Annotated in this window: 11 protein-coding genes; 4 read left to right on the top strand and 7 right to left on the bottom strand. The window is 43.4% G+C overall.

The genetic code is table 11. From position 1 onward, the window contains the following. The first annotated feature begins 123 nt into the window (after window positions 1-123). Window positions 124-1,215 (top strand): GntR family transcriptional regulator, encoded by a 1,092-nt coding sequence (locus tag AC4PM4_RS28595; RefSeq protein ID WP_274570444.1) that lies wholly within the window; start codon window positions 124-126, stop codon window positions 1,213-1,215. A gap of 97 nt (window positions 1,216-1,312) precedes the next feature. Here AC4PM4_RS28595 and AC4PM4_RS28590 read toward each other — a convergent pair whose 3' ends face one another. Next, the gene (locus AC4PM4_RS28590; protein ID WP_491615128.1) at window positions 1,313-2,074 is read right to left on the bottom strand and encodes a leucine-rich repeat domain-containing protein; all 762 of its coding nucleotides are present in this window, start codon (window positions 2,072-2,074) and stop codon (window positions 1,313-1,315) included. 223 nt (window positions 2,075-2,297) lie between these two features. Between AC4PM4_RS28590 and AC4PM4_RS28585 the strand changes: the two genes are divergently transcribed. After that, complete coding sequence (locus AC4PM4_RS28585) at window positions 2,298-2,507, top strand: hypothetical protein (protein WP_491615127.1); 210 nt, start codon at window positions 2,298-2,300, stop codon at window positions 2,505-2,507. A 113-nt stretch (window positions 2,508-2,620) separates the two neighbouring features. Here AC4PM4_RS28585 and AC4PM4_RS28580 read toward each other — a convergent pair whose 3' ends face one another. The 3 genes from AC4PM4_RS28580 to AC4PM4_RS28570 form a co-directional block, all read right to left on the bottom strand. Next, window positions 2,621-3,430, bottom strand: a complete 810-nt coding sequence (locus AC4PM4_RS28580) for a GNAT family N-acetyltransferase (RefSeq protein ID WP_491615126.1) — start codon at window positions 3,428-3,430, stop codon at window positions 2,621-2,623. A gap of 17 nt (window positions 3,431-3,447) precedes the next feature. Continuing rightward, the gene (locus AC4PM4_RS28575) at window positions 3,448-4,659 is read right to left on the bottom strand and encodes an ATP-binding protein (protein WP_491615125.1); all 1,212 of its coding nucleotides are present in this window, start codon (window positions 4,657-4,659) and stop codon (window positions 3,448-3,450) included. A 293-nt stretch (window positions 4,660-4,952) separates the two neighbouring features. Next, the gene (locus AC4PM4_RS28570) at window positions 4,953-6,092 is read right to left on the bottom strand and encodes a 5-methyltetrahydropteroyltriglutamate--homocysteine S-methyltransferase (RefSeq protein WP_090809370.1); all 1,140 of its coding nucleotides are present in this window, start codon (window positions 6,090-6,092) and stop codon (window positions 4,953-4,955) included. 241 nt (window positions 6,093-6,333) lie between these two features. Between AC4PM4_RS28570 and AC4PM4_RS28565 the strand changes: the two genes are divergently transcribed. Both AC4PM4_RS28565 and AC4PM4_RS28560 read left to right on the top strand, forming a co-directional pair. After that, window positions 6,334-6,720: a MerR family transcriptional regulator gene (locus AC4PM4_RS28565; RefSeq protein WP_072733908.1), complete on the top strand. Its 387-nt coding sequence runs from the start codon at window positions 6,334-6,336 to the stop codon at window positions 6,718-6,720. 16 nt (window positions 6,721-6,736) lie between these two features. Further along, complete coding sequence (locus AC4PM4_RS28560; protein WP_491615124.1) at window positions 6,737-7,498, top strand: SDR family oxidoreductase; 762 nt, start codon at window positions 6,737-6,739, stop codon at window positions 7,496-7,498. Between the two features lie 150 nt (window positions 7,499-7,648). On the opposite strand, the gene AC4PM4_RS28555 is transcribed toward AC4PM4_RS28560, so the two are convergent. From AC4PM4_RS28555 to AC4PM4_RS28545, 3 genes are read right to left on the bottom strand one after another with little or no spacing between them, the layout of a single operon-like run. After that, window positions 7,649-9,502, bottom strand: a complete 1,854-nt coding sequence (locus AC4PM4_RS28555; RefSeq protein WP_491615123.1) for a hypothetical protein — start codon at window positions 9,500-9,502, stop codon at window positions 7,649-7,651. 11 nt (window positions 9,503-9,513) lie between these two features. Then, complete coding sequence (locus AC4PM4_RS28550; RefSeq protein WP_491615121.1) at window positions 9,514-11,805, bottom strand: glycosyltransferase family 2 protein; 2,292 nt, start codon at window positions 11,803-11,805, stop codon at window positions 9,514-9,516. Continuing rightward, the gene (locus AC4PM4_RS28545; RefSeq protein ID WP_491615119.1) at window positions 11,805-12,902 is read right to left on the bottom strand and encodes a glycosyltransferase; all 1,098 of its coding nucleotides are present in this window, start codon (window positions 12,900-12,902) and stop codon (window positions 11,805-11,807) included. The genes AC4PM4_RS28550 and AC4PM4_RS28545 overlap by 1 nt, the downstream gene beginning before the upstream one ends. Between the last annotated feature and the right edge of the window lie 212 nt (window positions 12,903-13,114).

Here is a 13,114-nt window from a genome sequence, read left to right as displayed (position 1 = left end):
GTTTATTTTGTAAAACTGGCTGTTACATAGCCATTCCATTCGAATCATGATAAAATATGTACGTACAACTATGAATATGACGATGTTTTTTATAGATAAGTAACGATGAAAGAAGTGGACTGTGTGAAGCCAAAGTATCAGGTCATCATTGACGATATCAAAAGCAATATCCTATCGGGAACCTATAGCGTAGGCGAACAAATCCCTACCGAATCCGCACTGCAGGACAGCTACAACGTGAGCCGCCAGACGGTGCGCAAGGCCATTTTGGAGCTATCGAACGAGGGCTTTTTGAGAAGTGAGAAAGGTTCCGGCACCTATGTAAGCAATCTGTATCGATCCAGAACCGGCGGGAACACGATGAAAAAAACAATCGGCGTCATCACGACGTATATCTCCGATTACATCTTCCCCTCCATTATCCGCGGTATTGAAGGCCGATTGAATGAGGACAATTATTCGTTGCTGTTAGCCAGCACCAATAACGATGTTGAACAAGAGAAAAAGGCGCTCGAGATGATGCTGTCCTACGGTGTGGATGGCCTGATCGTCGAACCGACCAAGAGCAACTTGTACAACCCCAACATAGCGTACTACCTTTCCTTTAAAGAGCAGGATGTACCGTTTACAATGATCAATGCCTTTTATGAAGAGCTGGAGGTGCCTTTCTTCTGTCTGGATGACGTGCAGTCCAGCTACCTAGCTACCCGGGAACTGATCGCCAAGGGACATAGCCAGATCGGCATTATCGCGAAAATGGATGATTTACAAGGGAAGTATCGGATGAAGGGATATATCAAAGCGCTGGGCGAAGCCAAGTTACGGTTTCATCCCGAGCAAGTGCTTTCGTTCGATACGGCATCGAAGCCAGACCTCTCCACCAATTTGGAGGTGTTCCTGGAGGAAAACAGAGATGCGCTGACATCCCTTGTCTGTTACAACGATGAGGTGGGGCTAGAAGTCGTACATGCATGTAGAAAGCTGGGGATTTCCATTCCTGACGAGTTATCCATTATCGGCCAGGACAATTCTTATATCGCCAAGAACGCAAACATCAAACTCACGACATTAACTCATCCCCAAGAACAAATGGGCCGTGACGCAGCGGATTGGGTCATCAAAAAGCTGCAAGGCAAAAAGGATCTGCCCACCAACACCTATTACCAGCCAGTGCTGGTTGAGGGCGAGACAGTAAAAGAGATTGAGTTGGAATAGTATTGGGACTAAGCATGAAAAAAGGGCCGTTGAATTATTCAACGGCCCTTTTTTATATATAAGTAATTAACTTACTCCCACCGAGTAGAAACCGAATCTACTTCGTTTCAGCTTCATCGTCATATTCCAAACTTACAATGACACCTTTCTTCTCCAGTTTTTTTATAACCTGCTCCGCCTGTTCATTCAACGGATTGCCGGCCAACGATACCTCTATTAAATGGGGTATGGTGTCGAGCACTGCAATATCTTGAATGAGGTTATCCTCCACATAAAGATACTCCAACGTCGGATGGTTCTTTAACGGACTTAAATCTTGAATTTTATTTCCACCCATAATAATCCACTCTAGATTTATTTTCTGAAGAGGACTTAGGTCTGCTACCTGATTGCCGCTGGCAAGCAAACTGGTCAACTTATGTAAATTTTTCAATGGTGTTAGATTTTTAATTTGATTACCACTAATCAAGAGACTTTCTAGATTACTTAACCCGGAGAGTGGGGATAGATCTGAGATCTGATTCCCTTCAAGAACTAAGAACTCTAGTTTTTTCAACTTGCTGAGCGATGTAATATTTTTTATTTTATGACCGGGCATAATTAGATCCACCAGGTTAACGGCATGTTCAAGTCCTTGCAAATTGGAAATCTTGTTTTTGGTATCCTCGGCATATAACGATTTTAATTTCTTCAGATCGCTCGTCTTGACTTCTTTTTTAGATGATATCTTCAATGTTGCCCGAATAACTTTTGCCAGAGCCACATCTTTAATAACAGGTGCAGCCGACATGGTTGTTGCCGGTAATAATATGAGAACCAAACAAAATACAATCATATTTTTTACGAATTGAGTAGGCATTTCAGTCTCCTTTAAGCATCTTAGATTATGTGTGATATGTATATATAAAATTTCCAGAAAAGTACATATTTTACGATGGTACTTCCTTTCTACAACTTTGTCCATGATGAAGAAATTTGAACCCAAAACGCTGGATAAGCTCCAGGATGCAATTGTGAACGGAAAAGACTAGAACAGCATTCTTCAAAGCTTCGCCAAAAATGTATCGACTAATCAGGACTGGTTGAAGGAATACAAAGAGGACGTAGCCAAATCTACGGGGAATATCGCTGGGGAGAACAGATTCGAAAAAGCCTCTACTTCCAGCTTGTCTGAGTTTGCCCAAGATATCAAGAACATGATCGCCCATACTGGATTAGAAAATAACGCTTTTCTTACAGACAATATAGAAGCATTTATGCGAACCTTGGCAATCCCGAAATCCAATGGATAATGGAGAAGATTCTCCAACATGAGTGATAAGCATGCCACTGAGAATCAAGATAAGAATGTTATACATACCTACAATTGATTCTCAGTGATGCCATGCTCTAGACCACTTTTCTCCTATTTGAATTTAATATCAGCCACTTGACCACTTTTAACAAAACCTATGTTTTGATAAACCTTATTCGCATCAGGGTTCTTCAAATCAGCATATAGCATCGGATCTAAACCCTCTGATATGAGGATAGAACATAATTCTGCTACAACTGCACTTGCATATCCTTTCTTACGAAAGGCAGATGGTGTATATACTGCATTAATTCTCGCATGTCTTGGAGAGCGATGTGCAATATTAGCCATGGACACAGGGTGACCATCTACCAGCCATAGATACAGATTACCTGTTTCTATAGCCGACTCTGCTGCTGAGAGTTGACTAGATGGTTCAACTTTAACTCCATAAGCCCCTTCTGAGAAACCAGCTAAAAATTCCGCAACTGTCTCCAAATGCTGTCTTGTAGCTAGGTGCAGTGTCCCTTCTACATGAACTGGTTTCCTTACCTCTGAACAAACGTAGGATTCCATCATCATATAAGGAACACATTGAACCTCGTTAGCCTCTGAGTATACCTCAGAAAAGTGTTCAACAGTCGCCTGATCTCCTGGTATCCCCGGAAGCTCATTTCCCTTGAGAAACTCTAAAAGTTCTTGCAAGAGCTTGTTCTTTGGTTCAGCTGCAAGTTCTTTGGAAATCCACAACCAAGCGTTGTGCCCTTCGGTCTGGGCAAAGATCATTGTTTCATTAGATGCTTTTAGACAGGTTGAACGCTCTGACTCGCATATACGATGAATAAGATTGTACTGGACTTCATGGGGCATAAACATATTCTGATGCAGCACTTGATCGTTTACACCAAACTTCTGCAACATACCCATTCCTCCTCTATTCATGTAGAAGACACAAAAGCCCCATCCGTAGCCAAGAAGCGTACCGTAACGGTCGTTCCAACACCTTTTATACTTTCATAATTAATTTCCCCGTCATATTTTTCTACAATATTAAAACAGATCATTAATCCTAGTCCGGTGCCATTACTTTTTAATGAATAAAACGGCGTCCCGAGCGACTTCACCTCATCCTCTGACATTCCGCTCCCTTCATCCATAATTTTGATCTCAATATAATGTTGATTCCTCTTGGCAATCACAGTGACGGGTTTCCCCATATTCGATGCTTCCAATGCGTTTTTAATTAAATTCATCATCAGCTGCTTAAACTCAATGGGATTAATAAAAATGAAGCAATCCTCTTCTGCCTCGATATGCATCTGATTATCAGATAACATCGCATAGGAACGAACCAGACCTGTTACACTCTGAAGAGCATCGTTCACATTCACTTTTTCTGGCTTCTGATCTTTATTCGGCTTGGAAAGGGTTAGAAACTGAGAGGTAATCTGTTCAACGGTATTCAACTCATCAATCATCAATTTGAACTTGTTTTTGACTGGATCATCAAATGCAGGATCTTCTCTGTATAACTGCAAAAAACCTCGAACAACGGTGACTGGATTTCTAATCTCATGCGCCACAGCAGCCGTCAAATGGGCTATCATCTTTAAACGCTCCGATTGTTGTAATTGTTCATGATAGAGCTGTTGCTTTTTCATACGACTAAAGGACAGATGGAAAATGAGAAATAATAATATCTGACTCGCTATAATATTAATGAGGTTCCCTAGGATGTCATGATGTAAATACGAATATATATTACCTTGATCGATCAGGATGATGTAGCCAAACGTGATCAAAATTAAAAATCCATTCAGAATGATGGAGAAATAAAACAATTTTAAATCAAAAAACAAAATGGCAAGTGAGGGAATCAGACAAATGAGAATGTACGTAGTCCAGGTCTCTGGATATAAGAAGAACAGGGTATAGAAATAAGCAAAACCAAACAGGATGATGATCTTTCTGAAAACATAGGTTTCATGCTTCGGGTAGATCAACAAACAAACCGCTAGAATGGCCACACACAAAAAATGGATAACATACCCCACTGTAATTCCGCTTAATTCTGTCGTCGATAGGATTAATCCAGATAACATAAGAGCAATGAGAGTTAACATGGAAATATAATATGTTTTTCGGTTCACCTGACTGTACAATTCTTTCATCCACTCACCACTTTAAATTAATGTCGACACCTCGGTATGTATGTAGCCCTTTTCATTCCTATATTTAAAGGCATCCAACTGGATGCCCTTATCTATAATAGCATTGTATCTCATTTAACTAGCTATACAATATGAAAATTTGAAATAAATGATTCCCAACAACATAAACCCAACATTGGTCAAACTAAGGCAAGGCCTAGAATGCCAAGTAGCCGTACGGATCACTGTCCGTACGGCTAATCTTGGCTAAAAATATGCTATTAGCTTATGAACTATTTCCAGAGCTCTTCAGCAATTTCTTTGATAAAAGCAAGCTTCTGCCATTGCTGCTCTTCTGTCAGATGATTGCCTTCTTCCGTGGAAGCGAATCCGCATTGCGGGCTCAGGCAAATCCGGTCCAGATCCACATATTGCTTCGCTTCTTCGATACGCTTCAGAATATCTTCCTTGCTTTCAAGCTCACCAAATTTGGAAGAGAACAAACCAAGCACGACCTGTTGGTTATCTTTCAGGAAACGAAGTGGCTTGAAATCGCCTGCCCGCTCGGTATCAAACTCCAGATAGTAGCCGGAGTAGTTATCAATGTTCAAGAGCGTTTGCGCAATCGGCTCATAACCTCCACCGACACCAGCATATGTTGATACGTAATTCCCACGGCATACATGTGTCGTTACCACGAGGTCCTCCGGCAAACCGGATATAACTTCCTCGTTCAACTTCGCAAGTTCGTTCGCATAATCGGCTACATTTACGCCAATCTGCTCCATGAATGCCATGAACTGCTGATCGCACAATGCGCCCCACGTGCAATCGTCAATTTGAACGCTTCGGCAGCCCGCTTCATACAAGGCCAAGATCGCCTCTTTGTACGCTTTGGCAATATCCGAAAGAAGCTCTCCCCGGTTCGGGTAAATGGCTTGCGTACTTTCTTTATTTTCTGCCCGGTCCAATTCAAACAGGAACTGTGCAGCAGCAGGAATGGATTGACGCGCAACGACGTCATCGCCAGCAACACCTTTTAAGAATGCATAATGTGAAACGAACGGATGAGTGCTGAAACTTACTTTGCCCGTCAGACGTGCTGTTTCGGGTCTGGATTTGGCACCGTTAAACTCATAGCCTTGATCAATGATGGTCCGGTCAACACCGTCAAGTCCCCAGAAGAAGTCCAGATGCCACCAAGAGCGACGGAATTCCCCGTCCGTTACAGCTTGAAGGCCAACTTCTTTTTGTTTTTGCACGAGCTTCACAATTTCAGCGTTTTCTACTTCCTCTAGTTGCCCAGAAGTAATTTCACCGTTTTGGTATTTCGCTCTGGCCTCTTTCAACGCGCTTGGGCGCAAGAAACTGCCCACAATATCATATCGAAATGGAGTGACGGTCCGCTGTTTAGGTTCTGTTTGAATGCTCATCGTTTAATCTCCCCGTAAATTAATTATAAGATTAAATATAACATGTCCGATCGGATTTACTGTTCTATGAAAGAGCTATAGCAGGTTATAGTTATAAGCTATAGCTGAGTCCAACTTTCCTTTACCCGTGAGGTATCTCCCATCCAAAAGATAAATTTATTTACCTTATTGACTTAAACCATAGTTTAAGTCGTATGCTATTCCTGTCGACAGAGTTAACACCTATTTGGAGGTCTCCAACATGAAGTATTTTTCCATTAGCGAAGCTTCAGCCCAATTGAATATCCCAGATTCAACGTTACGTTTTTATGAGAAAAAAGGACTTCTACCCATGATGGAGCGTGATGATGCTGGCAGGAGATTATTTTCAGAAGTTCAGATGGCTTTACTGGAAACCCTTGTTTGTTTAAAAAACACGCATATGCCCATTAGTCAGATTAAGCAATATATGGACTGGATCATCCAAGGGAACTGTACGCTTGAAGCAAGGCTTGAAATGATGCAAAATCACAAGCAGGCAGTGCTGGATGAAATTTCGTTGATGCAGGAATCCCTAAAGGGCATTGATTTTAAAATTACACGTTACACCCGTCAAATAGAGGAAAGAAACGAACAAAAAGATACCTAAGAGGAGAGATACTATAATGAAACTTTCAGGAAATACAGTACTCATCACCGGTGGAGGCTCTGGGATCGGATTAGCATTTGCAGAACGTTTCTTAAGAGCAGGAAATACTGTCATTGTTACTGGACGACGTGAAGCAGTACTTCAACATGCAAAAGAAACACACCCGGACCTTATTACGTATGTGAATGATCTGAATATTGAATCCGAGCGTGTAGCGTTGTTAGATTGGGTAACCGTAAACTATCCAGAAGTGAATGTGTTAGTAAACAATGCCGGTATCCAACAACGGTTTAATATGCTGATAGCGGATGCGAAGAACGATTGGAGTTATTTTGCCAAAGAAATTATAACGAATATTGAGGCTCCTTTTCATCTGTCCATGCTGTTCGCTCCTTACCTTGCAACCAAAGAAGAAGCCACAATTATTAACGTTACCTCTGGATTAGCCTTCACACCGTTTGCCATTGCTCCGATATATTCAGCAACCAAAGCCGCACTTCACTCCTTTACAATCAGCCTGAGACACCAGCTTTCGGATACGTCTGTAGAGGTCATTGAAGTTGCTCCTCCGGCAGTAAGTACAGATCTGGGTGGAGCAGGCCTGCATACGCATGGAGAGCCATTGGATGCCTTTGCAGATGGAATTTTCGAAGGATTACAAGAAGGTCATAAAGAAATTGGATACGGTACCTCTGTTGCCCGCCTACGCATGTCCCGAGATGAAGTCGACAAATATGCAGAAAGCATGTATCACGCAACGAAAAACCTTATTGAATAACTCACCTACGAGCTATGTGCTGCTATTGAATTTGGTTCATCACACACATTCGTGTGCTTCAAATAAAAGAGGCAGATGCAAGCTAAACGCCGCATCTGCCTCTTTATCATTCTATCCATGACCCGTGAACAGCCCACTATAAATGTCGATCTAAGTCAGCGTAAGAATGATCTGTTCTCCGGAACGGGTAATCTTGTAGATACCTTCCTTCATGTCAATACCATAGTGCTTTTTCAGCAACCACTTTGCGTTACGATCCGTCTCCACGACGACCAGATAATCGTATCCACTCAGGAGGTTGTCCATATTATCCTCATAGAACAACACAATCCCGTCCACATGCGGAGCATACAAGAAATACTTCCCGACATACTGCATGTAATAATTCGTGACCTGCTGGTCCCTATCCGAGGCGTAGAACAGATATCTGTTGTTGTCCTCCTGACCACCTTTATACCAGCGATCACCGGTAACCGCATGGATTTTGTAAGGGAGCGTTGTATCGTAGGTTTTGGCAATCGAGACGATCCCGTTGTATTCCGATAAAAGGATGGTCGCCGCAATCGCCATACAGCCGATGATTCCTTTTTGATAATGCCCCTTCGTCTCGACCGTCTTGAAGGCTTGATAATCAGGCACTTCACCAATCCGATAGTGGAATGAACGCTCCAGGTCGATTGCAGCGCATAGCACCAGCCCACCGGCGAACAGCACCACAATACTCGAGGCATAACGCTCGAAGCCTGCCAGCACGATCGCCTCATCCATCGGCATGGAGAAGAGATACAACGCCAGAATGCCTGCATAATACAGCAGCAATACAACATCCAGTGCGATGAGTGCTTTCCACAAGTTCCACTTCTTCTTGAGTACTACATAGGCAAATACCGAAGCCGCAATCGCTACAATCTCGAAAATGACAATACCGATGACCGGCCGTGTCGTAATATCCGTACTTGATTTTAAGAACAGCCACAGAATCTCATGCATCTGCTCCGCCGTTTTGCCGGATTGAATTCCGGAAGTGGCCACATCGAATTTGTTATCGACGCCCTGAAACACCGTTGCCATTCGCCAGCTCCAGCCGAAGTATGGAATCAGTGAACCGCAGATGGTGCCAATAACAGCCAGCGCAGTTTTCCAACTGAACTTTTGTTTGTGTTTTAGCCATGTATACACCAGGAAGATCAGGCCGATGGCTGCGAAAATAATGCCTGTGCTTTTGATGACTGTCAGCACACCTGCAAGCGGGAGCATGATTATGCATGCTCGCTTGATATCATGACGATATTGGTATACGACCGCCAGGATGGCGAGCGCATAGATAGGAAGCAAGAAATCCACGAGCAGGTTGGTAATCCGAATCGTAAGATTGAAGAAAGACAGTGTAGATAACCCGAGTCCGAGAAACGCATACAGCAGAAAACGTTTCTTCTCGGAAACGATGCCAAACATAGCGTAAAAACAGGAAAAGATCAGCAAACCTTGTGCCAAGAGCATCACGGACTGGTCATGCCCCATAAATCGACAGACGTAATAAATAAATGACGAAGTCCCTAGCGGATAATTTTTAAAATCAATTAGGTTTGAATCCGGTATCGGAAAAGTATCAGTGCTGAGCATCTGCTTCAAGACAATCGCCCAGTGGGAGAAATTATCGTAGTGCGTTAGTTGATTTTGGAAGAGTACCAGCAAGAAAATGAACGTCCCTGCCAGGAATGAAAACTGGAATAAGGAAAAAGAAATGCGAAAGGCTGCTCCTCGGCGCATTCCGAGAAACACCATTCCTCCATACAATAGTAATCCGACGAGAAGAAGGACAAGGCTGCCAATGTAAAGTTGCCCAACCAAACCGCTAAGAAAGACAATACATGCTATGGAGGAAAACACAAATACAGGGATGAACTCCCAACGTATAGATAGTGCCTTTCGAACAAACTGCATGTAACCCATAAAGGAGAATATCAATAAAACTCCCATCACAAATTGAAGCAAATACAGCATATCTATCTCTCCTAACCCTCTCTGGTGAAACGCTCGGCATGTGGATGGGTCAAATCACTCAGCAATTGATCAATCAAACCGCGCTCCACGATATCATCAATATTCTCCACCGAGAGAAGTACTTCGCGACGATTCGCTGTTGTTTTCCCTGTGTGCAGCAAGATGACTTCAATATTACTCTTCGTATAAAAAGTAACGACCTCTCCTGCCGTAATATCACCATGAAGACCCGTAGCGGAAAAGAAACGATAATTAAAGCTGCGCAGCGTACATCCAGCATGATTGGTGAAATGAACTGGAAGCTGAAGGGAAAGCCTCGGCATTTTTCGTTGATCCGATCTAGGTTGAACAATACGTTTTTTTACATTGCGAAGCATATCGTCGTAAGCCGTATCCCACCGATTCATCTTCTCTGGCAATGAGTGTTTACGATCGTAGATGATTTGCATGTATTGACGGTTATCCGTCTCATCAATCGGCTGAACCGTCGCGGAATAACGCCAGCCTTCTCCATCCTGTTTCACATAAACGATGACCGCTTGAAGATTGGCCTCATACCGCTCGGATTTTACGACCAGAGAGATCGTCTTCTGTTCAGGTAGATAAATGGGATAGGGGACATAAAAAGCAATACCTTGTTCAGATACATCTACTGTCTTGGCCTCATAGCGCACATTCGTGTCCTGATCGTGGATCATGACATCCTCCTGCGCCCGAATCCGCTCTGTCTCCCGATATGCACGACGGCCGATCATGAAGAACAGGGCATAACACAGCGCAATCATATTATGAATGAGCCAGAAAATAATGATACTGCTGAAGAACAGCGCGATGCCATATTTACCGTTAACGTACCGAATCACAGCCGCAATCGAAAGCAAAAGCAGGAAGATATGCGGAAGTGCATATAACAGAGCAGACATCCATTTCCGACCGTTCGCTCTGCTTTTATTCGTAACCTTGAATTTTTTCTCGCGGATGCCCAGCGTTTCAAGGAGAACCGGCCATATCAGATAAGGCATAAATATCGTATCAATAACCTGACTCCAGCGCTGATTCCGAATATTGCTCGACAGATAACGCATCGATACACTGTAGAAGAAATAGGACGGAAGCCAGAATATTAAGATTTGCCAGAAGGTTGTGTTTACAATCTTGAAATCGAATAGTGCAAACAAAATGGGTGCCAAAATGAAAATCAACCGGTTAAAGAAGGACCACCAGTATAAGAAACTGCTTAAATAGGTTACCCTCGTCCAGAAAGGAAGCTTCTCTGATATAGGAGCACGTGTATTCTGCAGGCTCTGAATAATACCCCTTGCCCAACGAATTCGCTGCTTGATCATGCTCGGAACAGTTGTTGTCGTCTGCCCGGCAGCTTGAACCTCTTGAGTCGCATAGGTAATATAGCCTTCTTGCTGTAAGCGGATGCTTGTCTCAAAGTCCTCGGTGATTGTATTCAGCGGAAAACCGCCGATGTCTTCCATACCTTGCCGGGAAATGATCGTATTACTTCCGGTATAGGCTACCGCATTGGAGGCATTACGCAGGATGTTCACTTCTCTGGAGAAGAAATCCTGTTCATTCGGAATTCCTTGCTCTGCATACAAGTTAAACTGGAACAGATCCGGATTATAGAAGCTTTGAGGGGTCTGTACCAACCCCAGCTTGAACTTTTTATCTATTTCATCCTCACGGCGAAGCCGCCATCTCCCGTTCTCTTCTATAAACGTGGAGAGCAGGAAATACGGGACTGTTTTCATCAAAAAGGTATGTTGCGGGATCATATCTGCATCAAAGGTTGCAATGAGTGGAGAAGAGCTTTTGCTCAGGGCATTATTCAGGTTACCTGATTTGGCATGCTTGTTGCCGGGAAAACCCAGATATCCTACGCCAAACTGCTTCGCAAGCTCCTCCACCTCAGGTCGTGCTCCATCGTCACACAGATAGATGTGAACCTTCTGCTTGTCAGGGTAATCCATGAACGTACAAGCATTGACGGTTTTATACAAAAGATCAACCGGCTCGTTATGGGTGGCAATGAACACATCCACATGAGGATAAAAATCGGGAGGGACGATGGGAAAGTCGAGCTGCGTACGTTCCTTTTGCATCTTTTGAAAAAACAATTCAAAGGTGGTCAGTACGGTTACCGTCTCAGCCACAATTAAGAGCATGCCGAAGATGACGTTCAGAACGCCTTCGCCCCATGGCAGTGTAAAGAACATCCGCCATAGCAAATAAATCGACATCAAGATCATGGTGATGACAAAGAAAATATGTTGCCTTTTTTCGTTTTGCACTACAGCTGCTTCCTCCTTGCTGCAAATACCCATCTTCGCTGCAATTGAAAACTGAGCAGGAACAGCAAGGCATCACAGACAAATTTCGCGATTTTCTCATCCACGAAGAAAACCGTATGGAACAAATATACCCCCGTACTGGAAAGCACAATCACGAATCCGCACAACGTCAAATAGCGCCATAGACTGCCCTGACTATCCTCTTTACGGAATACAAAGTGCCTATTCAGTACATAGTTGACGACAATAGAAATAATTCTCGCAATCACGGTTGCGAGCAGAATTCTTAGATAATCCTGCTGACCCAATATAGGCCGCAAAAAGTCGATCAAAAACCATGCAATTCCCAAATCAACGACAGAACTCGCAACGGAAGAGGAAATAAACCGCAGGAAGTTGGAGAACAGCACACCCATCACCCGAGCGCTGTCCTGAATCGCTTTAAAATGTGTCCCTGCATTTCCATTCTCATAGATGACTTGAATCGGCATGGTATGAATCGGGATACCGGACTGAATACACGAGATGAGCATCTGCAGCTCATATTCAAACCGGATACCGCGAACATCTTGCATGAAAGCAAGTAGTCCGGGGCCAAAAGCTCGCAGTCCGGTCTGGGTATCTGACAGCTTTTTACCGTAAAGCAAAGCAAAAATAAAGGACGTCATCCGATTGCCCAGCAAAGATTTCGGCGGTATGCCTCCCTCGCTGAAGTTCCTTACCCCGAGAACCAATGCATCAGGATGCTGCCTGGCTTCTTTCGCAAGTCTGTATACATCCTCTGCTGCATGCTGCCCATCTGAATCCGCAGTGACGACGAACGAAGATGCATCGAACTGCTGTCCGATATACTTAAATCCGGTTTTAAGTGCAGCACCCTTTCCTAGATTTTCCGCATGCCGAAGCAAGACACACCCGTCCTCACTCAGCTCTTCGAAAATCGACTGATACGCCTCACCAGATCCGTCGTCTACAATGACAATATGGGTCAAGCCATATTCTCGCAATTGCCGTACATAGGCTAGAAGTCTCTCATCTGGCTCAAGCGATGGAATAAGGATGATCGTTTTGCCGTCTTCACTTTTATCTATAATCATCCTAGTTAAGCCTCAATTCGACATATTTTCACAAATTCTTTTTGAATACTGTGAGTATAACATCGAAAGAGTATACAGTAAACGAACAACTTGTATATATTTTGGTAAAAAAGTTGTATACACATTCGCATTAATGTATAGGCAAATAATACTAGAAATAGGACTGTGGTATACACAACGAAAAACTCGCCATAATTATGGCGAGTGCATGT

This window comes from Paenibacillus sp. MDV22-iso6, assembly GCF_058408365.1.
This window is presented reverse-complemented; position numbering and strand designations above follow the sequence as displayed.

Coding starts and splice junctions, on each gene's coding strand:
- AC4PM4_RS28590 (WP_491615128.1), bottom strand. CDS start 2,074: ATGCCTACTCAATTCGTAAAAAATATGATTGTATTTTGTTTGGTTCTC.
- AC4PM4_RS28580 (WP_491615126.1), bottom strand. CDS start 3,430: ATGTTGCAGAAGTTTGGTGTAAACGATCAAGTGCTGCATCAGAATATG.
- AC4PM4_RS28570 (WP_090809370.1), bottom strand. CDS start 6,092: ATGAGCATTCAAACAGAACCTAAACAGCGGACCGTCACTCCATTTCGA.
- AC4PM4_RS28565 (WP_072733908.1), top strand. CDS start 6,334: ATGAAGTATTTTTCCATTAGCGAAGCTTCAGCCCAATTGAATATCCCA.
- AC4PM4_RS28560 (WP_491615124.1), top strand. CDS start 6,737: ATGAAACTTTCAGGAAATACAGTACTCATCACCGGTGGAGGCTCTGGG.
- AC4PM4_RS28555 (WP_491615123.1), bottom strand. CDS start 9,502: ATGCTGTATTTGCTTCAATTTGTGATGGGAGTTTTATTGATATTCTCC.
- AC4PM4_RS28545 (WP_491615119.1), bottom strand. CDS start 12,902: ATGATTATAGATAAAAGTGAAGACGGCAAAACGATCATCCTTATTCCA.